Annotated in this window: 25 protein-coding genes and 1 tRNA gene (1 of these 26 only partly in view); 14 read left to right on the top strand and 12 right to left on the bottom strand. The window is 64.9% G+C overall.

Annotated elements, in window-relative coordinates; translation table 11 throughout:
- From ACXYN8_RS01660 to ACXYN8_RS01650, 3 genes are all read left to right on the top strand, one after another.
- Positions 1–88: the 3' portion of a lipopolysaccharide biosynthesis protein gene (locus ACXYN8_RS01660; protein WP_458887537.1), read on the top strand. Its footprint begins 1,418 nt before the window's first position; only the last 88 of its 1,506 coding nucleotides appear in the window; its start codon lies beyond the left edge, outside the window; it ends in the stop codon at positions 86–88.
- 106 nt (positions 89–194) lie between these two features.
- Positions 195–1,133 (top strand): aspartyl protease family protein, encoded by a 939-nt coding sequence (locus ACXYN8_RS01655; protein ID WP_458887535.1) that lies wholly within the window; start codon positions 195–197, stop codon positions 1,131–1,133.
- Positions 1,134–1,202: 69 nt separating this feature from the next.
- On the top strand, positions 1,203–3,026 hold the full coding sequence (locus ACXYN8_RS01650; RefSeq protein WP_458888883.1) for an ABCB family ABC transporter ATP-binding protein/permease: 1,824 nt from the start codon (positions 1,203–1,205) through the stop codon (positions 3,024–3,026).
- A 24-nt stretch (positions 3,027–3,050) separates the two neighbouring features.
- On the opposite strand, the gene ACXYN8_RS01645 is transcribed toward ACXYN8_RS01650, so the two are convergent.
- The 4 genes from ACXYN8_RS01645 to ACXYN8_RS01630 form a co-directional block, all read right to left on the bottom strand.
- Complete coding sequence (locus tag ACXYN8_RS01645; protein WP_458887534.1) at positions 3,051–5,897, bottom strand: M16 family metallopeptidase; 2,847 nt, start codon at positions 5,895–5,897, stop codon at positions 3,051–3,053.
- 131 nt (positions 5,898–6,028) lie between these two features.
- The gene (hslU, locus tag ACXYN8_RS01640; protein WP_458887533.1) at positions 6,029–7,327 is read right to left on the bottom strand and encodes an ATP-dependent protease ATPase subunit HslU; all 1,299 of its coding nucleotides are present in this window, start codon (positions 7,325–7,327) and stop codon (positions 6,029–6,031) included.
- Positions 7,328–7,334: 7 nt separating this feature from the next.
- Positions 7,335–7,895, bottom strand: coding sequence for an ATP-dependent protease subunit HslV (gene hslV, locus ACXYN8_RS01635; RefSeq protein ID WP_458887532.1), 561 nt, complete (start codon positions 7,893–7,895; stop codon positions 7,335–7,337).
- Between the two features lie 47 nt (positions 7,896–7,942).
- The gene (locus ACXYN8_RS01630) at positions 7,943–8,425 is read right to left on the bottom strand and encodes an outer membrane protein assembly factor BamE (protein WP_458887531.1); all 483 of its coding nucleotides are present in this window, start codon (positions 8,423–8,425) and stop codon (positions 7,943–7,945) included.
- A 173-nt stretch (positions 8,426–8,598) separates the two neighbouring features.
- On the opposite strand from ACXYN8_RS01630, the gene ACXYN8_RS01625 reads away from it, so the two are divergent.
- The 3 genes from ACXYN8_RS01625 (at position 8,599) to ACXYN8_RS01615 (ending at position 10,105) form a co-directional block, all read left to right on the top strand.
- Entirely contained in the window at positions 8,599–9,117 is a 519-nt protein-coding gene (locus ACXYN8_RS01625; RefSeq protein WP_458887530.1) for a ubiquinol-cytochrome C chaperone family protein, read from the top strand.
- Positions 9,114–9,647: a DUF177 domain-containing protein gene (locus ACXYN8_RS01620; RefSeq protein ID WP_458887529.1), complete on the top strand. Its 534-nt coding sequence runs from the start codon at positions 9,114–9,116 to the stop codon at positions 9,645–9,647. Before ACXYN8_RS01625 ends, ACXYN8_RS01620 begins: the two co-directional genes overlap by 4 nt.
- Before the next feature lie 68 nt (positions 9,648–9,715).
- A complete protein-coding gene (locus ACXYN8_RS01615; protein WP_458887528.1) occupies positions 9,716–10,105 on the top strand; it encodes a hypothetical protein in 390 nt (129 codons plus the stop codon).
- 16 nt (positions 10,106–10,121) lie between these two features.
- Here the strand turns inward: ACXYN8_RS01615 and ssb are convergent, their stop codons facing one another.
- The 5 genes from ssb to ACXYN8_RS01590 all read right to left on the bottom strand — a co-directional run bounded on the left by ssb (position 10,122) and on the right by ACXYN8_RS01590 (position 14,247).
- Positions 10,122–10,655 carry a single-stranded DNA-binding protein gene (ssb, locus tag ACXYN8_RS01610; protein ID WP_458887527.1) on the bottom strand — a complete coding sequence of 178 codons (534 nt, stop codon included), beginning with the start codon at positions 10,653–10,655 and terminating at the stop codon, positions 10,122–10,124.
- Between the two features lie 119 nt (positions 10,656–10,774).
- A complete protein-coding gene (feoB, locus tag ACXYN8_RS01605) occupies positions 10,775–12,628 on the bottom strand; it encodes a ferrous iron transporter B (protein ID WP_458887526.1) in 1,854 nt (617 codons plus the stop codon).
- Positions 12,625–12,864 carry a FeoA family protein gene (locus ACXYN8_RS01600; RefSeq protein WP_458887525.1) on the bottom strand — a complete coding sequence of 80 codons (240 nt, stop codon included), beginning with the start codon at positions 12,862–12,864 and terminating at the stop codon, positions 12,625–12,627. The genes feoB and ACXYN8_RS01600 overlap by 4 nt, the downstream gene beginning before the upstream one ends.
- A gap of 55 nt (positions 12,865–12,919) precedes the next feature.
- On the bottom strand, positions 12,920–13,609 hold the full coding sequence (locus ACXYN8_RS01595; protein WP_458887524.1) for a COQ9 family protein: 690 nt from the start codon (positions 13,607–13,609) through the stop codon (positions 12,920–12,922).
- Between the two features lie 2 nt (positions 13,610–13,611).
- The gene (locus ACXYN8_RS01590; protein WP_458888881.1) at positions 13,612–14,247 is read right to left on the bottom strand and encodes an ankyrin repeat domain-containing protein; all 636 of its coding nucleotides are present in this window, start codon (positions 14,245–14,247) and stop codon (positions 13,612–13,614) included.
- A 73-nt stretch (positions 14,248–14,320) separates the two neighbouring features.
- Here ACXYN8_RS01590 and ACXYN8_RS01585 point away from each other — a divergent pair, with 73 nt between their 5' ends.
- Genes ACXYN8_RS01585 through ACXYN8_RS01560 form a run of 6 tightly spaced genes read left to right on the top strand, consistent with a single transcriptional unit; the run spans position 14,321 to position 18,220 of the window.
- Positions 14,321–14,962 (top strand): SCO family protein, encoded by a 642-nt coding sequence (locus ACXYN8_RS01585; protein ID WP_458887523.1) that lies wholly within the window; start codon positions 14,321–14,323, stop codon positions 14,960–14,962.
- Positions 14,950–15,426, top strand: coding sequence for a YcgN family cysteine cluster protein (locus tag ACXYN8_RS01580; RefSeq protein ID WP_458887522.1), 477 nt, complete (start codon positions 14,950–14,952; stop codon positions 15,424–15,426). The genes ACXYN8_RS01585 and ACXYN8_RS01580 overlap by 13 nt, the downstream gene beginning before the upstream one ends.
- The gene (locus ACXYN8_RS01575; RefSeq protein ID WP_458887521.1) at positions 15,423–16,145 is read left to right on the top strand and encodes a M48 family metallopeptidase; all 723 of its coding nucleotides are present in this window, start codon (positions 15,423–15,425) and stop codon (positions 16,143–16,145) included. The genes ACXYN8_RS01580 and ACXYN8_RS01575 overlap by 4 nt, the downstream gene beginning before the upstream one ends.
- A gap of 32 nt (positions 16,146–16,177) precedes the next feature.
- Positions 16,178–16,624, top strand: coding sequence for a hypothetical protein (locus ACXYN8_RS01570; RefSeq protein WP_458887520.1), 447 nt, complete (start codon positions 16,178–16,180; stop codon positions 16,622–16,624).
- Positions 16,611–17,585 carry a bifunctional diaminohydroxyphosphoribosylaminopyrimidine deaminase/5-amino-6-(5-phosphoribosylamino)uracil reductase RibD gene (gene ribD, locus ACXYN8_RS01565; RefSeq protein WP_458887519.1) on the top strand — a complete coding sequence of 325 codons (975 nt, stop codon included), beginning with the start codon at positions 16,611–16,613 and terminating at the stop codon, positions 17,583–17,585. Before ACXYN8_RS01570 ends, ribD begins: the two co-directional genes overlap by 14 nt.
- Positions 17,585–18,220, top strand: a complete 636-nt coding sequence (locus ACXYN8_RS01560) for a riboflavin synthase (protein ID WP_458887518.1) — start codon at positions 17,585–17,587, stop codon at positions 18,218–18,220. Before ribD ends, ACXYN8_RS01560 begins: the two co-directional genes overlap by 1 nt.
- A gap of 6 nt (positions 18,221–18,226) precedes the next feature.
- On the opposite strand, the gene ACXYN8_RS01555 is transcribed toward ACXYN8_RS01560, so the two are convergent.
- The 3 genes from ACXYN8_RS01555 to ACXYN8_RS01545 all read right to left on the bottom strand — a co-directional run bounded on the left by ACXYN8_RS01555 (position 18,227) and on the right by ACXYN8_RS01545 (position 20,855).
- Positions 18,227–18,781 carry a GNAT family N-acetyltransferase gene (locus ACXYN8_RS01555; RefSeq protein ID WP_458887517.1) on the bottom strand — a complete coding sequence of 185 codons (555 nt, stop codon included), beginning with the start codon at positions 18,779–18,781 and terminating at the stop codon, positions 18,227–18,229.
- 1 nt (position 18,782) lies between these two features.
- Complete coding sequence (locus ACXYN8_RS01550) at positions 18,783–19,961, bottom strand: amino acid aminotransferase (RefSeq protein WP_458888879.1); 1,179 nt, start codon at positions 19,959–19,961, stop codon at positions 18,783–18,785.
- Between the two features lie 81 nt (positions 19,962–20,042).
- Entirely contained in the window at positions 20,043–20,855 is an 813-nt protein-coding gene (locus tag ACXYN8_RS01545; RefSeq protein WP_458887516.1) for a DUF1134 domain-containing protein, read from the bottom strand.
- Between the two features lie 215 nt (positions 20,856–21,070).
- Here ACXYN8_RS01545 and ACXYN8_RS01540 point away from each other — a divergent pair.
- Both ACXYN8_RS01540 and ACXYN8_RS01535 read left to right on the top strand, forming a co-directional pair.
- Positions 21,071–21,161 (top strand) — tRNA-Ser (locus tag ACXYN8_RS01540).
- A 149-nt stretch (positions 21,162–21,310) separates the two neighbouring features.
- The gene (locus ACXYN8_RS01535) at positions 21,311–22,456 is read left to right on the top strand and encodes a tyrosine-type recombinase/integrase (RefSeq protein ID WP_458887515.1); all 1,146 of its coding nucleotides are present in this window, start codon (positions 21,311–21,313) and stop codon (positions 22,454–22,456) included.
- The last annotated feature ends 15 nt before the right edge of the window (positions 22,457–22,471 follow it).

The raw sequence follows: 22,471 nt of genomic DNA, 5'->3' as shown, positions 1-22,471 counted from the left end.
CGCCATCCAGATCGTCGCGCGCGAACGAATCGCAGAGATCCTCGACCTCGTCCTGCGCCGCCGCAGTGCGCCGCCCGCCGCTGCGTGAGCGTTAGGATGCGCCGCCCTGCCGTGGTATAAGTCGCCCAGGGACTGGCCGGCGCCGCAGGGCGACCGGACGGCATGGGAGACAAGCGATTTTTGCAGACTGGCTTTTGCCGCTGGCCCTCGCCGCGGGCGCCCCGGCGACCGGCACCGCCACACTGGCATTGACCGACGTCGATCCGGCACCCGGCGACGCGACCGAAACTCTCGGCATCGACCGCGACCGGCACGAAAGGATGACGGTGCCGGTGACCATCGGCGGTGAAGGCCCGTTCCGCTTCATGATCGACACCGGGTCGCAATCCACCGTCGTCACCCAGCGCGTGACCGAAAGGCTGGATCTGCCGAGCGGCGGTCGGGCGATCGTCGTCGGCATGGCGAGCAGCGAATGGGCCGACCTCGTCGAACTCGACGACATGCGTGTCGGCACCCGAGTGTTCGACGGCCTGACCGCTCCGGTGCTCGATGCCCATAATGTCGGCGCGGACGGGATCGTCGGCCTCGACAGCCTGCAGGGCCTGCGGGTGCTCATCGATTTTAGAGAAGGCGAGATGCAGGTCGCCGATGCCGATACGTCGCCAAGCCTGCGCGGGTACGAGATCGTGGTGAAGGCACGCGGCAAGCTGGGCCAGTTGATCATTACCAACGCCGTGATCGACGGCGTGCGCGCGGCAGTGATCATCGATACCGGCGCGCAGGGCAGCATGGGCAATCTCGCCCTGCGCAGAAAGATTCGCGCGCGGCAGAGCTACGAGGTTACGTCCACCGATGTCCACGGGATGCAGATCGCGGGAAACCTCACGGTCGCCAAATCGGTCAAGATCCAGGATTTGGACCTGTCGAACATCCCGATCACTTATGCCGATGCCCCGGCCTTCGCCGCTCTCGGCCTTGCGGACAAACCCGCGTTGACGCTGGGCATGGACCATTTGCGCCTGTTCGACCGGGTCGCGATCGACTTCGACAAGCGGCGAATCCTGTTCGATCTGCCGAATGGCAAGCTGCGGCAAGGCACGGCTCAGTTTCCAGGAGACGCCAGCCGCCTCTAGGCGCGCCCGCGCTCCGCGAATCGGCCGCGCCATTGCGCTGCGCCTTTGCGCAGCCCACATGGCAGCGCGATGCCGCCCGATAATGTCACCACCAAGAGCCTCCCTGCTGAAGCGGGATGGACGACCGTGCGGCGATTCCTGCCGTATCTCTGGCCGAAGGACCGCCCCGACCTGCGCTGGCGCATAGCCGTCGCGCTGTTCCTGGTGCTGGTGGCGAAGGCAATCGTGCTGACCATCCCCTTCGCGTACAAGAAGGCCGTCGACGCGATGAGCGCGGAGGGAGGCGACGTCGCCGTGCTTGCCCTGCCCGCCGCGCTGGTGATCGCCTATGCCGGCGGGCGGTTCGCCGGGGTGATGTTCGACAATATCCGCAACATCGCCTTCGAAAAGGTCGGGCAGGACGCGATCCAGCATCTGGCGCAGGACGTTTTCGCCCGGCTTCACCGCCTCTCGCTCCGCTTCCACCTCTCCCGCCGCACTGGCGAGGTCACCAAGGTGATCGAGCGCGGGACGAAGAGCATCAATTCGATGCTCTATTTCCTGCTCTTCAACATCGCGCCGACGATCATCGAACTGATCGTGGTCGGCACGATTTTCTACACCATGTTCGGCATCGAACTGCTCGCGGCGACCGCCGTGACGGTGGTCAGCTATATCGCCGTCACTCGCTGGATCACGGAGTGGCGCACGAAACTGCGGGCGCAGATGAACGATCTCGATGGCACGGCGCTGGCGCGCGCGGTCGATTCGCTGCTGAATTACGAGACGGTCAAATATTTCGGCGCGGAACGGCGGGAGGAGGATCGCTATGGCCGTGCCACCCGCGCCTATGCCGCCGCGGCTATCAAGTCGGAAAACTCGCTCGGCCTGCTGAACATCGTGCAGGCCCTGATCACCAATCTGCTGATGGCGGGCGCGATGGCCTTTACCGTCTGGGGCTGGAGCCAGGGGCGCCTGACCGTGGGCGATCTGGTGCTGGTGAACACCTATCTGATCCAGCTGTTCCGCCCGCTCGACATGCTCGGCTGGGTCTATCGCACGATCCGGCAGGGGCTGATCGACATGGCCGAAATGTTCCGCCTGATCGATACCGAGGTCGAGGTGAGCGACGCGCCCGGCGCTCCGGCCCTGATCGTGCGCCAGCCGACCGTCGCGTTCGAAAACGTCACTTTCGGATACGAGAGCGACCGCACCATCCTGCACGATCTGAGCTTCGAGGTTCCGGCAGGCGACAGCGTGGCCATCGTCGGGCCATCGGGCGCCGGCAAGTCGACGATCGGGCGATTGCTGTTCCGCTTCTACGACCCCTCGGCGGGCCGCATTTTGATCAGCGGACAGGATATTGCGCAAGTGACGCAGGCGAGCCTTCGCGCGCAGATCGGCATCGTTCCGCAGGACAGCGTGCTGTTCAACGACACCATCGGGTACAATATCGGCTATGGCCGCGAAGGCGCGACGAAAGAGGACATCGAGCGCGCTGCCCGCGATGCCGCCATCGCGCCGTTCGTGCGACAGTTGCCGCAGCATTTCGACACCGAGGTTGGCGAACGCGGTCTCAAGCTGTCGGGCGGAGAGAAGCAGCGCGTCGCCATCGCGCGCACGCTGCTGAAGAACCCGCCTATCCTGCTGCTGGACGAGGCGACCAGCGCGCTCGACACGCGGACCGAGCAGTCGATTCTCGCCACGCTGCGCCGCATCAGTGCGGAGCGCACGACCATCGCCATCGCGCACCGCCTTTCGACCATTGCCGACGCAGATTCCATTATCGTGCTCGATCAGGGGAGGCTGGCGGAACAGGGCAACCATGCCGACCTGCTCCGCCGCGACGGCCTCTACGCCGAAATGTGGTCCCGCCAGTTGGCCGAAGGCGAAATGGACGAGGCTGCCGAGTAGAAACCCGGCAGCCTGCGTCGCAGCTTATTCGGTCAGTTCGCCGAGCGGATCGGCAAGGTCGAGATCGGCGGCATTCACCACCGTCACATCGGGGCGGATCTTGCGCAGATCGTCGAGGAAGAATTTCGAATCCCCGACGATGATCAGCGTCGCGCGATCGGCGGTGACGTATTTCTGGGCGACCGACTTCACTTGCTCCGGCGTGACTGCGCCGAGCTGCTCGGCATAGCGCGCGGCATCCTGCGGCGGCAGGCCGTTCTGGATCAGGCCTGCAACGACCGTATTGAACCCTGCCGCGGTTTCCATCTGGCGCTCGTTGCTGCCGAGCAGGAATTGCCGGCGGGTGTCGACCAGCGTCTGCGGCAAATCGTCCGTGCCCAGCCGGTCGAGTTCAGCCAGCAGAATTGCGGCAACCTCGTCCGCGGTCTGGTTGTCGGTCTGGCTGCTGGCGGTGAGAAACGCCTCGTCCACCCGGCCCGGCTGACCGGAGTATGCGCCGTAGCTGAGCGAACGCTTGGTGCGAATTTCCTCGAACAGCCGTCCGCTCGACCCGCCGCCGAGAATCGCGTTGCCGATGGAGAGCGGGAAATAATCCGCACTGCTGCGCGAAGGGGCGCGCACTGCCACGGTGACGGCGGCCTGCCCCGCTTCCGGCAGATCGACCACAACGGTGCGCGGCGCACGGGCCGGGCCGGCACGCTCGCTCGGCAATTCGGGTGCTGGCCCGCTCGCCTGCCAGCCGCCGAACAGGCGATTGACGAGGGCGATCGATTCGTCCGTGTCCAGTCCGCCACTGACGATCAGCTTCATCGTGTCGGGACGCCACCACTTTTCGCGATACGCGCGCAGGGCGTCAGGCGTGATGGCAGCGATGCTCGCTTCCGAACCGCCGTTGCCGTAGGGCGCGTCACCGTAAAGGATCGGCGGCGACACGATGCCCGCCAGCGCGCCGGGGTTGGAGCGCAGGGACGTGATGTTCCGGAGCGTGCGGGCCTTCTGGATCTCGACCTGATCGGCCGGATAGGCAGCGTCGCGCAGCACCTCCACCATCAGCGCACCGGCCTGTTCGATCGTCGCGGTGGGAGCATAGACAGTTATGAAGGCACCTTCGTCTCCCGGAGAGACACTGAAGTTCGCGCCGAGCGATTCGAAGGCCGCTGCGAGAGTCGCCGCATCCATGCGCGACGTACCCTGCTCTGCGAGGCTGGCGGCCATGGCCGAAAGTCCGGCCGTCTCGCGCTTGTCGATGATCGTGCCGCCGGGGAGCACGGCGGTGATCAGGGCCATGGGCAGATTGCCGGTCCTTGCCGCGACCACGTCCGCGCCATTGGCAAGCCGGGTTACCGCGATTTCAGGCGCGGCGACTTCGGGCGCAGTGCCGGGGCCGGGAATGGCCTCGCGCTCACCTTCCGCCAGGACTGCAAGCGGCGGCTTGCTTGCGGGCGGCGGAGTGACGAGTTCCGGCATCGGTGCGGGGTTCTTGTACTGGGCCGGGTCGGCGGGGCCGCTTGTGTAGCGGATGTCGACGCGCTTATTCGGATCGAGCCAGGTCCGCGCGACGCGCTGCACATCGGCCACCGTGACGTTCGTCATCGCCGCCAGCTTCTTGTCGGCGGCATAGGGATCGCCGCCTGACTGCATCATCGCCTCGCCAAGTTCCGACGCACGTCCCGAAGCGGTCTGGCGCGAACTGAGACGGCTGGCGAAGATTTCGTTCTTCGCTTCAGTCAGCTCGGCCTGGGTCACGCCGTCCGTACGGACGCGGGCAATCTCAGCTGCGATGATCGCTTCGACTTCGGCCAGGTCAGCGGCCGGGCTGACGAAGGCCAGGGTCGCGAAGTTGCCGCCATCCTCGCTCGCGTCGAAGCGCTGGAACTTGTCGACCGCCTTGCCCGAACGAACGAGCGCGTCCTGCAACCGGTTGCTCTGACCAGAACCGAGGATCGAATCGAGCAGGTTGAGCGCGGCATAGTCGGGGTGGTTTGCGGACGGCACTTCCCACAGAGATCCGACGACGGGCATCGGCACGTTGGGATTGGTCGCTTCGACCAGTCGCGGAGCGGTGCGATCCTGCTTTTCCTGCTCGACCTTGGTCGGAAGCGGATTGGCCCGGCGCGGGATGTCGGAGAAATATGTGTCGACCAGTGCGCGCAGATCGTCGGTCTTGAAATTGCCCGCGACGATCAGCGTGGCGGTGTCGGGTCCGTAATAGGCCTCGTGAAAGGCCAGAGCGTCGCCCAGCTTGGCGGCGTCGAGCTGTTCGATGCTGCCGATGGTGGAGCGGCGCATGGGCGAATTGTCATAGCCGTTCTCGCTCATAACCAGCCGGATCAGCGGTCCATAGGGCTGCGACGCGACACGGGTTCGGAATTCCTCCTTCACGACGCCGCGTTCGCTTTCGAATACCTGCTCGTCCACCACCGGCAGCGCCATGCGCTCCTTGTGGGTCCAGAGCATCTGCTCGAGATATTCGGCCGGAACCAGTTCGTAGTAATTGGTGCGATCATCGCCGGTCGAGGCATTGCGCGTACCGCCGACATCGGCGGTCAGCGAATAGATGAGATTGTACGGCATGTTCTCGGTCTTTCGGCTGAGAATATGTTCGAACAGGTGCGCGAAGCCGGAACGGCCTTCCGGGTCGTTCTTCGATCCGACGTCGTACCACATCGATGTGTAGACCATGCCGGTGGTGTCGTCGGGCATGGCAATGACGCGCAGCCCGTTGTCGAGCGTCCACTCGGTGAATTCGAGCGCGGGCGCCGAAAGGTCCGGCGCGGCGGCTTCGGCTCGCGCCTCAGCGTCCTGCGCCTGAGCGGGAATGGCGGCGAGCGCGAGAAGCGAGGCGCCAGCGGCGAGAAGTGCGGATTTCATGGTCAGTCCCCCCAAGGATTGGATGTGGAGGGATAGCAGCACAACCGCGCGCGTAAGGCCACCTGCGGCCTCTGAACCGCGAAATTCGCTCTACGGGCGGGACGAACGGCCGACACCGTTCGACCAACCGCCTACAGAATGTATTTCGAAAGGTCCGCGTTCTGCGCCAGATCGGTGAGGCGTTCCTTCACGTAGGCCGCGTCGATCGTGATCGTCTGGCCCTTCAGGTCTTCGGCCTCGAAGCTCAGTTCCTCGAGCAGCTTTTCCATGATCGTCTGCAAACGGCGGGCGCCGATGTTCTCGACGCTCTCGTTCACCTGCGCCGCGATTCGGGCGACTTCGGCCACCGCATCCTCGGAGATGTCCACGGTCACGTCCTCCGTGCCAAGCAGCGCCTTGTACTGCGCGACCAAATTGGCGCGAGTTTCCGACAGGATGCGGACGAAGTCTTCTTCCGTCAGTGCGCGAAGCTCGACGCGGATCGGCAGGCGACCCTGTAGTTCGGGCAACATGTCGCTCGGCTTGGAGACGTGGAACGCACCGCTGGCAATGAACAATACGTGGTCGGTCTTCATCGGCCCGTATTTGGTGCTGACGGTGGTGCCTTCGATCAGCGGCAGCAGATCGCGCTGCACGCCTTCGCGGCTGACCGAACCGCCGCGGACGTCGCTGACCGCGATCTTGTCGATTTCATCGAGGAAGACGATACCGTTGGTTTCCGCATTCGCCAGCGCCACGCGCGCGACATCGTCCTGGTCGAGGCGCTTTTCGGCTTCCTCGTCCACCAGCTTGTCCCACGCGTCGGGCACCTTCATCTTGCGCCGCTTGGCCGATTTGCGACCGAACGCCTTGCCCATGACGTCGGACAGGTCGATCATTCCGACGTTGCCGCCCATGTTGCCCATATCGAAGGGCATGGCGGGCGCATCCTCCACCTCGATCTCGACCTCGGTGTCATTCATGGAATTGTCGACGATGCGCTGGCGGAAAGCCTCGCGCGTGGCTTCGCTGGCGTTATCGCCCACGAGCGCATCGAGAAGCCTCTCCATCGCGGCCTTGCTGGCGGCTTCGCGCACAGCCTCGCGCCGGCGGTCCTTTTCCAGACGGATGGCCTCTTCCACGAGGTCGCGCGCGATCTGTTCGACGTCGCGGCCGACATAGCCGACCTCGGTGAACTTGGTCGCCTCGATCTTCACGAACGGCGCTTCGGCCAGCTTGGCGAGGCGGCGGCTGATCTCCGTCTTGCCGCAGCCCGTGGGGCCGATCATGAGGATGTTCTTGGGCGTTACCTCGTCGCGAAGCTCGGGGCCGAGCTGCTGGCGACGCCAGCGATTGCGCAGCGCCACGGCGACCGCGCGCTTGGCATCCTTCTGGCCGATGATGTGTTCGTCCAGAGCGGCGACGATCGCCTTGGGTGTCAGCTTTTCCATGTAAGGTTCAGACCGTTTCGAGCGTAACGTTGTCATTGGTGAAGACGCAGACTTCCGCGGCGACGGCCATGGCGCGCCGCGCGATCTTTTCCGCGTCGTCTTCGTAATCTGACAGCGCCCGTGCCGCGGCGAGGGCATAGTTGCCACCGGATCCGATCGCGGCGATGCCGCCTTCCGGCTCCAGCACGTCGCCATTGCCGGTAAGCACCAGCAGAGTTTCGGCGTCGGCGACGATCATCAGTGCTTCGAGGTTGCGAAGATACTTGTCGGTCCGCCAGTCCTTGGCGAGTTCGACCGCCGCGCGCAGCAATTGACCGCTATGCGCTTCCAGCTTCTTCTCGAGCCGTTCGAACAGGGTGAAGGCGTCGGCGGTGGCCCCGGCAAAACCGGCGACCACGCTGCCGTCCTTGCCGATCCGGCGCACCTTGCGCGCATTGGGCTTCATCACTGTGTTGCCCATGGAGACTTGGCCATCGCCAGCCACGACGGTCTTGCCGTCGCGCTTCACGCCGATGATGGTGGTGCCGTGCCAGCGGATCATGCCGTGGCTGTCAGATTGTCCGTCCATGCCGGCGATATGGGGTCCGCGTCGGCAGGGTCAAGAAAGCGCGGGAATCAGGTGCCCGGTGCGCCCGGCTGTCCGCCGCCCGTGCCCGGAGCGCCGACCTGCCCGATATTGCCGAACAGATCCTCCAGGAAGCTGCGGCTCTTGCCCAGCGTCGGCGTCTCGTCTCCGTCGGGAGAAATCTGCGCGACCTGGTCCATTCCGCTGCGATCGACCGACACGACATTGCCTGCCGCGTCGAACTGCACCGCCAGCACCATGTGCTGGGAAATACGCGGGCTGCCGAACGGCCGCTGCTGAGTCGTGCTGGAAACGTAGTAGTAGGTCGGTTCACCGAATTCGCTGGTGAAGGTCGGGCGACCCAGCGTGGCTTCGACCGACTGGCGGTTGTCGATGCCCGGCTGCACCGCGCTGACCAGCGTTTCGTCGACGATGTAGCCGCGATGTCCGCGAATGGAGGAGCAGCCGGCTGCCGTCGCCGCGAGCGCCACGACCAATGCCGCCTGTCCGATTGCCTTGCGGGTCACCGCCATCGTCAAATCCTTCGTTCTTTCGTCGAGCCCATTTTGCGCCGCACCATTGGCGCTGCGCGAACCGCTCGCTATATCGCTGTCGGCCTTAGGCGAGCGCCTTGGCCTGCGCAATGCCGCGTGGCCAGCGCGCATTGAACCAATTCTGAATAGTGCCGCACCGGACCCTTCGACTCATGTCCTTCCTCGACCGCATCTTCTCCCGCAAGCCCGACCCGCGCGAGGCAATGCGTCCACTTTGGCTGCGCGTCGTCGAGATCGGCCGAGAGGAGGACTGGTACGCAAAGCGCGGCGCGGCCGACACGGTCGGCGGGCGCTTCGACATGATTACCGCCGTCCTCGCGCTCACCGTGGTGCGGATGGAGCACGAAGGGGACATGGGCGGCGAGATCGCCTGGCTGACAGAACTCTTCGTGGAGGACATGGACGGCCAGCTACGCGAATTCGGCATCAACGATGTCGTCGTGGGCAAGCACGTCGGCAAGCTGATGAGTTCGCTCGGCGGGCGCATGGGTGCCTATCGCGAAGCCATCGCGAGCGGAGACGAGGCGCAACTGACGGAGGCTGCGGCGCGCAATATCGCGCTGCTGGACGATGCCGAACCCGCAGCATTGGGAGCAGGCCTTGCAAAGCTATCGCGTGACCTCGCTGCGACACCGCGCGAGGCGCTGCTGAACGGAGAAATCGCGCGATGACCGAGCAGCCCGCAGAACTCAGCCGCATGGTCGACGCGCGATATATCGATGCCAAGCCCTTCGTGGTCGAAGCCTCAAAAGCCGAGCGCGAAGCGCTGGCCGAGCGGTTCGGGATCGTTTCCATCGAATCGCTGGTGGCGGAGATCGCCCTGCACAAGGATGGCGCAGCCGTCCGCGGCTCCGGGCCGCTGCGCGCAGCGATCGTGCAATCCTGCGCGGTTTCGGGCGAGGACTTCCCGGTTTCCATCGACGAGAAACTGGAACTTATTTTCGTCCGCGACGGCGAGGTCGAGGCCACGCCTGACGAAGAAATCGAACTGGACGCCGACGAACTCGACGAAATTCCCTTCACCGGCGATCGCTTCGATCTGGGCGAAGCCGTGGCGCAGTCGCTCGCGCTGGCGATCGATCCCTACGCCGAGGGACCCAATGCGGATCGTGTCCGCAAGGAAAAGGCTCTCGGCTCGGACGACGCCCCGAACGGCCCGCTTGCGGAGGCGCTGGCTGCATTTCGATCGAACGACGGTTAACCGTATTCGCTCAGCGGACGTTCAAGCGGCAAGGGGTGTGATGCCCGCTCCCATTCGGAGTGTCGGCCATGTTCACTGCCCTCGCCTTTGCCATCCTGTCGCAGGGACCGGTGAGTCCGGTCGAGGGCCGGTGCCAGTACAACCCGGCGCTAGTCGAACGCGCGAAGGAAACGGCAACCGTGCTGACGGAGTGCAATACCTTCGAGCGGACGACCAATGGCTCGGAGGACGTGTTCGAGTTCGGCCGCCGCAGTTGGGGTCCGAGCCTGCGCCTGACCGGCACCATGTACGGCAACGCGCTGACGGTCACGAGTTTGCGGACGAGATCTGGCACGGTCGAGCAGGCAAGAGGCGATTGCGAAATTTTCTTCCGCGAAGGCGAATTGCATCGCGTGGCCTGCCTCGCGAAAGGCCGAACCCTCTGGCATTCGGTCAATTTTGTGGTGTCGGACCTATAGGCCTGACAGCGCGAAATCAGAACGGAATATCGTCGTCGAGATCGTCGTAGTTGGAGCCGCCACCGCCGCTCGGCGAGCCGCCGCCACCGTTGCCGCCGCCGCCGCCATAGCCGCCGCCGGACGAGCCACCGCCCTGGCTCCAGCCACCACCGCCGCCGCCGCCGCGCTGGCCGCCACCACCACCGCCGCCGCCTTCACCGCGCCCGTCAAGCATGGTGAGCGTGCCGTCGAAGCCCCGCAGCACCACTTCGGTGGAGTAGCGGTCGTTGCCTTGCTGGTCCTGCCACTTGCGCGTTTGCAACTTGCCTTCGACGAAGACCTTGCTGCCCTTGCGCAGGTAGTTCTCGACGACGCTGACGAGACCTTCGGAGAAGATCGCGACCGTGTGCCACTCGGTGCGTTCCTGACGTTCGCCGGTGTTGCGATCCTTCCAGGTTTCGCTGGTGGCGATGCGCAGGTTGGCGACCTTGCCGCCGTTCTGGAAGCTCTTGATCTCCGGATCGGCACCCAGATTGCCAATCAGCATGACTTTGTTGAGAGACCCGGCCATTTCGCTTCCTTCGCTACAATCCCAGCGCCGCAGCGCCCTATTAGGTGATTCCGGCAAACAGGTAGGCTCCCGCCGGTCTGCTTCGCAACACCCGATTTCAGGTTTTGCCGGATAGGTAGCTAAAGGCCCAGCGAGGTCGCGAGCCAGAACGTCAGGCCCGCAAAAACGTAAGCAAGCGCGAACAGGTACCCCACCATGAACATGGGCCATTTCCACCCATTCGTTTCGCGCCGCGCGACGGCGATGGTGGAGATGCACTGGGGGGCGAAGACGAACCATGCAAGGAAGGCCAGCGCGGTCGGTAGGCTCCAGCGCGCGGCGATCTGGGCGCGCAGGGCCTCTTCGGTCTGTTCTTCGTCTTCCGAATCGACGGCATAGGTCGTCGCCAGCGATGCGACGGCCACTTCGCGCGCGGCCATCGCAGGGACCAGCGCGAGCGTCATTTCCTGGTTGAAGCCGATCGGCTCGAACGCCGGATGAACCGCGGCGGAAATCTGTCCGGCAAAGCTCGCGTCGAGCTGGCTTTCGCCGATCTCCGCCTTCGGGAAGCTCAGCAACAACCACAGCACCACGGTGGCGGCGAAAATGATCGTACCCGCCCGGCGCAGGAAGACCCAGGCTCGCTGCCACAGGCCAATCAGCAGATCGCTGATACGCGGCAGTTGGTAGCGCGGAAGTTCCATGATGAAGCCGCTGGCCCGGCCCGCCGTGACCGTGCGGCGCAGCACCAGCGCGACCACGACCGCTCCGACGATTCCCGCCAGATACAGCAGGAACATCACCAGCCCTTGCAGCCCGACGAAGGGTGCGATCGACCGTTCAGGTATCACGGCGGCAATGATGACGAGATAAACCGGCAGCCGCGCGGAACAGGTCATCAGTGGCGCGATCAGGATCGTGGTCAGCCGGTCTTTCGGGTCCGCGATGCTGCGCGTGGCCATGATGCCGGGAATGGCGCAGGCGAAACTCGACAGCAGCGGAATGAAACTGCGGCCTGAGAGGCCGACGCTTGCCATCAGGCGGTCCATTACGAAGGCCGCGCGTGCCATGTAGCCGGTGGCTTCCATGACGAGGATGAAGGCGAACAGGATGACGATCTGCGGCAGGAACACGACGACCGAGCCGACGCCTGCCAGCACGCCTTCCGTCACCAGATCGCGCACGAAGTTCTGCGCGAAGGTTGCGCTGACCCAGCCGGAGATGGCGGCGACAATCGCCTCCAACCCGTCCGCGAAGGGCGTCGCCCAGGCGAACACCGCTTGGAAGATCACGAACAGCAGCGCGAACAGGATCGGCGGGCCGAGCCACGGGTGCAGCAGGAGCCTGTCGAGCCGATGGTGCAGCCGCCGCTCCGTGCTTTCCGACAGGATTGCCGCCTTGGCGATATTGCTTGCTGCAAGGCGCCGCTCGGGAAGCGTCAGATGCGGGCGCGGTTCGGCTTCGGGATGGGCGTCATGTTCGCGCTCTGCCGTGTCGATCGCGGCGGAGAGTTCTTCCAGCCCGCGGCGGCGAACCGCAACGGTAGAGACGACCGGGATGCCGAGCGAACTGGACAGCGCTTCGGGGTCGAGCACCAGCCCGTCCCTCTCTGCCAGATCCACCATGTTGAGCGCGGCGATGGTCGGTATGCCAAGCTCGATGACTTCCTGCGCGAAGACGAGATGCTGTTCGAGATTCGCGGCATCGAGGACGATGACCAGCACGTCGGGCTGTGCCTCGCCCGCGAACTCGCCCATCACCACCTTACGGGTCACTTCTTCGTCCGGGCTAGTCGCGTCGAAGGAATAGCTGCCCGGCAGATCGATCAGTTCGACCGGCTCACCCGAAGGGAGCATGAGGCGCCCGGCCTTCCGCTCCACCGTGACGCCGGGATAATTGGCGATCTTCTGCCGCGCGCCGGTCAGCGCGTTGAACAGCGCGCTCTTGCCGGCATTGGGATTGCCGACCAGCGCGGCGGTGCGCTGACGGGTCATAGCGGCTCGACCTCCATCGCGGCGGCATGGACGCGGCGCAGCGCGATGGTCATGCGGCCGACCATGATCGCAATCGGGTCAGCCGTGCCGAACACCCCGCGATGCGCCACCGCGACACGCGCACCCGCATCGATCCCCAGCGCCCGCAACCGCCGCGCCTCGCCATCGGCAAGCTGCGACCAGTCCACGGCAGTAATCCGCACGCGCTGCGCCAGGGGAATCATGTCGAGCGTCATGGCTGGCTCGCTAAGGTGCGGAGCCGCTAATTGCAACCGATTATCAATAGCGCAATCAGCGGGCCGGGTAGCGGAGGCGGCCGAGGAAGCGGGCCATGCTGAAGTGTTCCGCGTCAGGGCGCAGGATCTGGGCCTTGACCTTCTCGAAGCGCATCACGCCGTCGATCCGCCGTTCGAGGAAGGCGCGTGTGTCAGCCTTGCCTTCGCTCTCGTCTTCCAGCCACGAGGTCAGGGTTGCGGCATAGATCGCGGCAAGGATCGCGCGCTTGGTGTAGTGGTTGTAATCGGTCGCCGTGTCGCCGGCGAGCCGCCACATCGCATCGGCGCTGCGCCAGCCGATCTTCGCGGCGCGCGGCGCGTTCTGCGGCATGGCCATGATCGCGAGGCCGCGCCGCACGGCTTCTTCCAGCCCTGCCACGGCATCGAGCCGGAACTGGACAAGTGCGCGGATACGTTCCCGGATCTTCATCGTGGCGAGTTGTTCGGGCGGCAGCGCCACACCCATCACGGCGTCGACAGAGGCAATCCACGCATCGAGCATGGCCATCGGCAGGCTGGACTGCCCCTCGCTCGTGAAGGCCAGCCGGGCCACGTCGGGATCGACCTTCAGGCTGTCGGCAGCGGCGGTCAGCGCGGTCTCGCTCCATCCGTCGAAAACGGCGTTCTCGGCCACCAGCGGCGCAAGCATCAGGCGAAGCTCGTCGAGCGTCGCCTGGGCGGGATCGGGTATCGCCGGGTCAGCCATGTTCAGCGGATGCTCGGGCCGTATTTGGAAAAATCGATGCCCTGGCCTTCGGCTTGCTGTTCTTCCTTTGCTTCCGCTTTCTCGATCTCCAGCATCATGCGGCTGCGTTCGCCATCGAGGCGCGCGTAATCGCGTGCGGTGCGGCCAGAGCTGTCGGCCCGGTCGGGGTTGGCGCCGGAATCCAGCAGCACGCGGACCAGTTCGGCATTGCGATTGTGGACCGCGGCAATAAGCGGAGTCTCGCCGGTCGAATTCGCCTCGTCCACGCGTGCGCCGCCTTTCACGAGCGCCTCTACGCCCTCAATGAAGCCGAGCCGCGCAGCGAGCACCAGCGGGGATACGCCCTTGTTGTCGCGAACGTTGGCATTGGCGCCGTATTGCAGCAGGAACTTGGTCCACATGAGGTCGCGCCGCTCGACCACGATATGCAGCGCGCTATGCCCATCGGCGATGTCGCGCGTGTTGACGATGGTCGAACCGGGTTTCTGCAGGGCTGCCGTGACGACCTCGCCGTCCTTTTCCTTGACGGCCTTGAGAAACTCATAGCCTTCGCTCGCCTGCGCCATTGCCGGCCCGGCGCCGAGCGCCAGTGCTGCTGCTGCGAAACCTGCGAAAACCCTTGCCGGGTGCCGCCCCATTGCCACGTCCCAATCTCCTGTTTTGTTGCGGAATGCCCGCAGGCACCCCTTGCCGCTGAGGCGTTAGCAGAGCATGAACCGCGATGCCATGACCATGCGCGCCAAAGCTTTCGCCCTTCTTGCCCCCCTGACCCTGCTTGCCGCCTGCGGAGGAGGCGCGGACGGCGGTGACGCTGCGCCGCTGGACCGCGCGGATACGCAGGGCGTGGTGCTGGAAGGATCGACCATCGGCGGTCCGTTCGAACTGGTCGATTCGACGGGCAAGACCGTGCGCTGGTCGGACTTCGACGGTGAATACCGCATGGTCTATTTCGGCTATACCTTCTGCCCCGACGTCTGCCCGGTCGACGTGCAGAAGATGGCGCAGGCTCTCGGGCTGGTGGAGAAGGACGCTCCGGCGCTCGCGGCGAAGATCCAGCCCATCTTCATCACCATCGATCCCGAACGCGATACGCCGCCTAAGGTGGGCGAGTTCACCAACGCCTTTTCCGACGACATGATCGGCCTGACCGGCACGCCCGAACAGGTCAAGGTCGCGGCAGATGCCTTCGCCGTATCCTATTCCAAGGGTGAGGAAATGCCCGGTGGCGGTTACCTGATGGGACATTCCAATCTCGTCTACCTGATGGGGCCCAAGGGCGAGCCGCTGGTGGCTCTGCCGGTCGACCTGGGGCCGGAAGCCATGGCGCAGGACATCCGGCGATGGGTGAGCTGAGGCCCGATTTCTGGGAGCTGCCGCTCGAAGAGCTCTCTCGCGCCGAATGGGAAGCGTTGTGCGATGGCTGCGGGCGCTGCTGCCTGCATAAGATCGAGGATGCCGACACCGGCGAGATCGAGGATACCAACGTCGCCTGCCGCCTGCTGGACACCAGCACGGCGAAATGCAGCGACTATCGCAACCGCAAGGCAAAGGTGCCCGATTGCGTGCGCCTGACCCTGCGCATCGTGCCCGAAGCTGTGTGGCTGCCCCCGAGTTGCGCCTATCGCCGCCGGTACGAAGGCAAGCCCATTCCCGACTGGCATCCCTTGCTGACCGGCGACCCCGACGCTGCCGCGAAGGCGGGCGTTTCGGCCGCAGGACGCGTCATCAGCGAGGTCGATGCCGGACCGATCGAGCACCACATCGTGGACTGGGACGCAGCCGACAAGTGGGATGAGGACACGGAGGAAAGCGCGTGATCGACTGGCTGCGCGCATCTTCCGAAACGCCGAGCCTCCACCTTGCCGGCCGCGACGTGCCGGTGGCCATCCGCCGGGATCGGCGCGCGCGGCGGCTGACATTGCGGCTGTCCCCCGACGGTAGCGAGGTCCGACTGACCGTCCCCGCATGGGCTCGCACAGCGGAAGCGCTGGCCTTCGCGAAGCTGCGTTCCGCATGGCTGGAGACGCAGCTTGCCAAAGTGCCGCAATACGAGCCGCCGGGCGCGGGCGGCACCATGCGCTTTCGCGGAACCGAGCTCGCCATCGACTGGCGGGAGGGCACGCCCCGCAGGGTGCGACTGGACGAAGACCGGCTGACGCTGGGCGGACCGGAGGATACGCTGGCGAAGCGCATCCAGCGCTGGCTGGAAGAGCAAGCGCTCGCGCTGTTTGCCGCCGACCTCACTCATTATTGCGACCTTGCCGCCGTGGCGGCACCGAAGATCGCGCTCAGCCGAGCGCAGCGCCGCTGGGGAAGCTGCTCGACCAGCGGGACGGTGCGGATCAACTGGCGGCTGGTCCAGGCGCCCGACTTCGTGCGGAGGTCCGTCGTCGCGCACGAGGTCGCGCATCTCGTGCATTTCGACCACTCGCCCGCCTTCCATGCCCTGCTCGCAAGGCTGTTCGAAGGCGATATCGCCGAGGCCGATCGCTGGCTGAAGCGGCATGGTCGCAGCCTCTACGCCAGCTTCGGCTAGCGCTTCGGACCTGCCGCCACTATCTTGCGGCTATGAAAGCCTTCTTCCGCAAGATTTCCCCGGTCGGCGCGGCCAAGGACCTCGCGCATGAACTCGCGCGCCCGCAACCCTACCGCTGGCACGTCCTCGGCGTCTCGCTGGCGCTGACCTTCGCCGTCTTCATGGTGTTCATCCCCGAAAGCCAGCGCAAGGACCCGGAACGCCCGGTGGTGACCTACATCACCTCCTTCGCGCCGAATCGCAGCGACGACGAGATCATCGCGAGCAACGAAGCGAACCAGATCAAGCAGGACGAGCGGCGCGCCGCCATCGCGCGGGCAGAGGAACGCCGCAAGGAACTCTATCGGGCACTCGGCCAAGCGACCGGGATCGACACCGATGCGATGGAGCGCGAGATTGCGGAGGACGAAGCTGCCGAAGCCTCCGGCGCCGCGCCTTCGCAGGAGCGATTGCAGGCTTCCAACATTGCCGACGACTGAGCACCAGCTGCGCTGGCTGGATGCCGCCGCGCGACTGGCGGAACGCGCGCGTCCCATCAGCCGCCCCAACCCCGGTGTCGGTGCCGTTATTGTAAAGGACGACCGCGTCGTGGGGCGCGGCTGGACGCAGGAAGGCGGGCGGCCTCATGCCGAAGCAATCGCGCTCCAGCAGGCGGGCGCGGCAGCGCGCGGTGCCACCGTCTACGTCACGCTGGAGCCGTGCGCCCATGCCAGCCCGCGCGGCCCCTCCTGCGCGGACCTCCTGTGCGAGGCGAAGCCTGCCCGCGTGCTGATCGGATGCGTCGACCCTGACCCTCGCACTGCCGGGCAAGGCGCGGCCCGTTTGCGGGGAGCCAAGATTGCGGTCGAAATGGTGGACCACGCGCCCAGTCGTGCCTCTCTGGCCGGTTACCTCATGCAGCGGCAACACGGCCGCCCGCACGTCACCTTGAAGATCGCCATGTCGCTGGACGGGCGGATCGCGCTCGCTTCGGGCGAGAGCCGGTGGATCACCGGCCCTCAGGCCCGCGCGCACACCCACCGGGAGCGGGCGCGGGCCGACGCCATTCTCGTCGGCGGCGGGACATGGCGCGCCGACAGGCCCGCGCTCGACGTGCGCCTGCCCGGCCTCGAAACCCGCTCCCCCGCCCGCATCCTCCTCTCCCGAGGCATCCCGCCTGACGGAGTAAAGGTCATCAACGACCCCCACGCCATCGCCAAGCTGGAAGGTGTGCAATACCTCTTCGTAGAAGGCGGCGGCGGGGCGGCGGCGTCGTTTCTGGAGGCAGGGCTCGTCGACCGGTTGCTGATCTATCGCGCGCCCATTCTGCTCGGCGGAGATGGCATTGCTGCCATCGGTCCGCTCGGTATCGACGCTATGTCGGAAGCGCACGGACGATGGCGCCTGCGTAATACCCACGTGCTTGGCAACGACACGCTCGAAGTCTACGACCGCGCCTGATGTTTACAGGGATCGTCTCGGCCATCGGCCATATCGAACGCGCGGAACAACGCGGCGACCTTCGCGCGCGGATTCGCTGCCCGTGGGATACGTCGGATATCGACATCGGCGCTTCGATTGCCTGTTCGGGTGTCTGCCTGACCGTCGTCGAGCGCGGGCAGGACGACGACGGCGGCTGGTTCGACGTCGATGTCTCGGAAGAAACCGTATCCAAGACCAAGACGGGCGATTCCCATGACGACAGCATGTGGAGCGAAGGACACAGGCTGAACCTGGAGCGCGCGCTAAAACTGGGCGAGGAACTGGGCGGGCACATCGTGACCGGCCATGTCGACGGCGTGGGGACGGTAACCTATCGCGAGGAGACCGGCGATTCGATCCGCTTCGCCATCCGCGCGCCACAGGAACTCGCGCCCTTCATCGCGCCCAAGGGATCGATCACCGTCGACGGCGTCTCACTGACGGTCAACGCGGTAACGGATCATCGCGACGGCACGGCGGAATTCCAGTTGAACATCATCCCGCACACGGCGGAGGTTACGACGCTTGGCACGCTGTCGAGCGGTGACCGGGTCAATCTGGAGATCGACGTGCTGGCGCGCTACCTCATGCGAATGCAATCGCTCGCGGGCTGACCGGTTTCAGGTCATCAACGGCCCGGTCGCGAACTCCTCTTTCGCGATCTCGTAATAGATGTGCAGCACGCGCTTGCCGCGATACTGGTCGAGCTCGGTACGCCGGGTGCGGACTGCGCCAATATTTTCCAGCGCGATGCGGGACCGGTAATTGGTCTCCCCCACGCGGAAATCGACCCGCTCGACATAGCGGAAGGCGTGTTCGAGCATCAGACGCTTCATCTCGCGGTTGACGCCTTTGCCCCAGTAGCGCGGGGCGAGGAATGTCCAGCCGATCTCGACGGAGCCGCCTTCCTCCGGATCGTAAGCCTGGAACCGGGACGATCCGATGACTGCGCCCTCGCCGTCGTTGGCACGCATGTCGAGAACCGCCAGCGCACCACCCTTCGCCAGCGCATCTTCGAAGAAGGCGCGGAATACCTGCTCGTCCCAGCGATCGTGTATCGGGTGCTGTTCCCACACCTGGGGGTCGCGCGCGACGCCGTAGAGCGCGCTCCAGTCGTCCGCCGTCAGCGGTCGCAGCAGCAGCCGTTCGCCCTGAAGCGTCGGCTGGCGGTCCATGTCAGGCGGTGACCGCTTTCAGCGCGTCGATGAACTTCTCGACATTACCCATGGTCAGTCCGGCGACGTTGATGCGCCCCGAACCTGCCATGTAGATCGCATGATCTTCGCGCAGCGCGGCGATCTGATCCTTCGACAAGGGGAGCATGGCGAACAGCCCGTTCTGTTCCTTCAGCGCAGCAAGGTTGAGGGACGGCACGTCATTGTCCGCCGCCGCCAGCCGTTCACGCACGCTGTTGATACGCTGGCGCATCGAGGCCAGCTCGTCGAGCCAGGCCTGCGTCATGTCGCTATCGCGCAGGATCAGGCGAACCGCCGCCGCACCGTGATCGGGCGGCATGGACCACGCCGCACGCGCCAGCGCGTTGGCGTTCGACGTAACGGTGTCGATCTGGTCGGGATGTTCGACCATCATGTAGAGCGCGCCCACGCGGTCGCGGTACATGCCGAAGTTCTTGTCGCAGCTGTAGGCAATCAGCGCTTCGGGCAGCGCGTCGACCATGGTGCGGGTGCCGTAGGCGTCTTCTTCCAGCCCGTGGCCGAGGCCTTGGTAAGCGGTATCGACAATGGCGAAGACGCCGCTGTCCTTCACCGCAGCGGCGATCCGGTCCCACTCGTCATTGGTGTAGTCGACGCCCGTCGGGTTGTGGCAGCAGCCGTGCAAAAGCACAGCGTCCCATTCGTTCGCATCCGAAAGAGCGGCAAGCAGGGCTTCCACGTCCGCGCTGCCATCTGCGTTGGCATGCGGGAAGCTGACGACTTCCAGGCCGACATCGGCAAGGATTTGCGCATGGTTCGGCCAGCTCGGCGTGCCCATCAGCACGCGGCGCACGCCCGCCTGCTTTGCCAGCGCCACGGCCAGACGCACAGCGCCGGTGCCGCCGGGCGTCTGCATCCCGGCGATGCGACCGCCACGGGTCGGGTCCTTGCCGAAGACGTAGGGCATCAGCGCCTCGACGAAGCCCATGTCGCCTTCAGGGCCGAGATAGCTCTTGCTGTCCTGCTTCTCGACCAGCGCGGCCTCGGCCTGCTTGATCGCGCGGAAAACCGGCGTGCCGCCATCGGCATCGCGGTAGACGCCGACGCCGAGGTCGATCTTGTCGGTCCGCTGGTCTGCAGCGTGGAGTTTGATCAGCGCAAGCAGCGCGTCGGGCGGTTGTTGGTCGAGGCGTTCGAGCATGATGCGCCGCGCCATGCCGCGCGACGGCGCCTTCCGCAACATGTTTGCGCGGGATCGTTACCCGCAGACTTTCTATGCGACCTAGAAGGGCAGCCAGCGCTGCTTCCTGGAAAACTTCATATAGCCCGCGTTGACGCCCAGCCGCAGGCCCGCGCCGACGCGAATCGGGATCAGCACGACGTCGCCCTTGCGCAGGTAGCTGGCGTTGAAGCCGCCCACGAAATAGGCCTGCCCCTCACCCGCGGGGTACCGCTCGTAGAGTTCGTCGGTATCCCACAAATTGTAGACGAGCACGAAGGTGTTGCCGGCATTCGCGCCGACATCGAAGCCGACGGACGGGCCGGTCCAGTAGACCGGCATCTCGCCCTCGACCTTGTGGAACATCGTGCCAGAGCCATATCGCACGCCGAGGATCAACGCGCCGCCACCTTCGCGTCCGACGATATAGGCATTAGGTTCGCCCTGCTTTTCGAGCAGGTCTTCGATCAGGCGGGCCAGGCCTTCCGCGCCCTTCCCGAACACGCCTTCGGCCGCGCCGATGAGGTCGTCTTCCTTGTAGGTATCGCCCTGCGCGGCCGCAGCAGCAGGCGCGGCAGTCGCTTGGGCGGCGGCCTGAGAAGGTTCGCTCGTGGTGACGACGGGCTCGGCGTAGACGGGGTCGGTCCCGGTCAGCGGCGGTTCGCCCGGCATTTCCTCGGCCCCGATATCGTAGTCGCCCGCGGTGCCCGTCTGCGCCTGCGCAGACGGTTCCAGATCGCCATCGATAGCCGAGTTGGGGTCGATCTGTTCGATCTGCGCCATGGCCGCGCCGCCCGCGCTCATGCCGAGGGCCGCCAGTGCCAGCGCACCCGTGCGCGCCAGCCTCTTCCAACCCATGCTGCCCGACTTGCCCATAATACCGTCCGATTTTGCGTAAACAGAGTGATCCGTGCGCGACCAGAGGCCCATGCGGCTGAAGCGACAATGAATTGTTCGACGAAGCGAATCCGTTTTGCGGCAAGACGAGTCCGGACGAGGTTCGACAGCTTCTTTCACGTCCTCGTGCGTCAGCCACTTGCCGCCTGCCCCCACCGCCGTTATAGCGCGCCCCCTACAGCCGACAGGTGCCCGGAGACGTGGGTGAGTGGCTGAAACCAGTTCCCTGCTAAGGAACCATACCCATACCGGGTATCGAGGGTTCGAATCCCTCCGTCTCCGCCACCTCGCTTTTCCCAGACAATCCCTTATAGTCCTCAAACCCGCAGAAATGCGGCGTTTTTTCGCTTTTCGCCGTCCGCATAGTTCCCTATATGTTCTTATGCATCCGGCGTCGAGTGTGGGTCTGGATGTGGGTCTGAGAGGAACGAGCAATGGGCAAACTGACGGCGATGGGAGTAAAGAATCTCACAGAACCAGGTCGCTATTCAGATGGAGAGGGTTTGATCCTCAAACTCGCCGCAAAGGGTAAAGGTAGCTGGATTGTCCGCATTCAGGCCGATGGAAAGCGCCGAGACTTCGGTTTAGGTCCACTTTCCGAGCTGCCGCTGGCCGATGCTCGCGAGGCCGCGCGGGCTCTCCGCAAGGAGGTGAAAGCGGGCGTCGACGTTCTCGCAGAGCGGGAAAAGGAAGCGTTGGTCATCCCCACTTTCAGCGACGCTGCCAAGCTCGTGCATGAAGAACACAAGGCCGCGTGGAAGAACGGCAAGCACCAAGCCCAATGGATCAAGACGCTTGAAACCTATGCCTTCCCGACTTTGGGCGACAAACTCGTTTCGGACATTGAGGGCCCTGCAATCCGCGATGCGCTTTCTCCGATCTGGCTGACGAAGCCAGAAACCGCGCGGCGGGTACGGCAACGAATCGGATCGGTACTGGATTGGGCCTGCGCCAAGGGTTTTCGCGAGACTGAAGCCCCGATGCGGTCGGTACTCCGTGGCTTGCCGCGCCAGCCCAAGAAGCAAGGCCACCTGTCAGCAATGCCTTATCAGGAACTCCCCGCGTTCTTCACATGGCTGCGCGGGCGCTCCTCGGTCGGTCGTCTTGCCTTGGAGTTTGTGATCTTGAACGCCTCTCGCTCCGGCGAAGTCCGCGGTGCCTCTTGGAACGAAATCGACCTCAAGAAGAAGCTCTGGACGATCCCCGCCGAACGCATGAAAGCAGGGACTGCCCACGTTGTCCCGCTTTCGGAAGCGGCCTTGGACGTTCTTAAGCGAGCGAAAGCATTTCGCTCCCCTGTCAGCGATCTAATCTTTCCGGGCCAGAACCCGCGTCGGCACCTTTCCGATATGACCTTGCTGAAAATTCTGCGCGACAAAGGCCACGATTATACCGTCCACGGCTTTCGCTCATCGTTTCGCGATTGGGTTGCGGAAAAGACGAACTATCCAGGCGAGGTCGCAGAGGCAGCACTGGCCCATACGATCACAAACAAAGTCGAAGCGGCCTATCGACGCACGGACTATCTCGGCAAGCGCAAGCCAATGATGGCGGACTGGGCGAATTTCGTGGCCGGCTGAACGTGCGAATACGGA

It is taken from the genome of Altererythrobacter sp. CAU 1778, from assembly GCF_054482795.1.
Note: the sequence above shows the minus strand (reverse complement) of the source record. Positions and strands in the feature narration are given on the sequence as shown.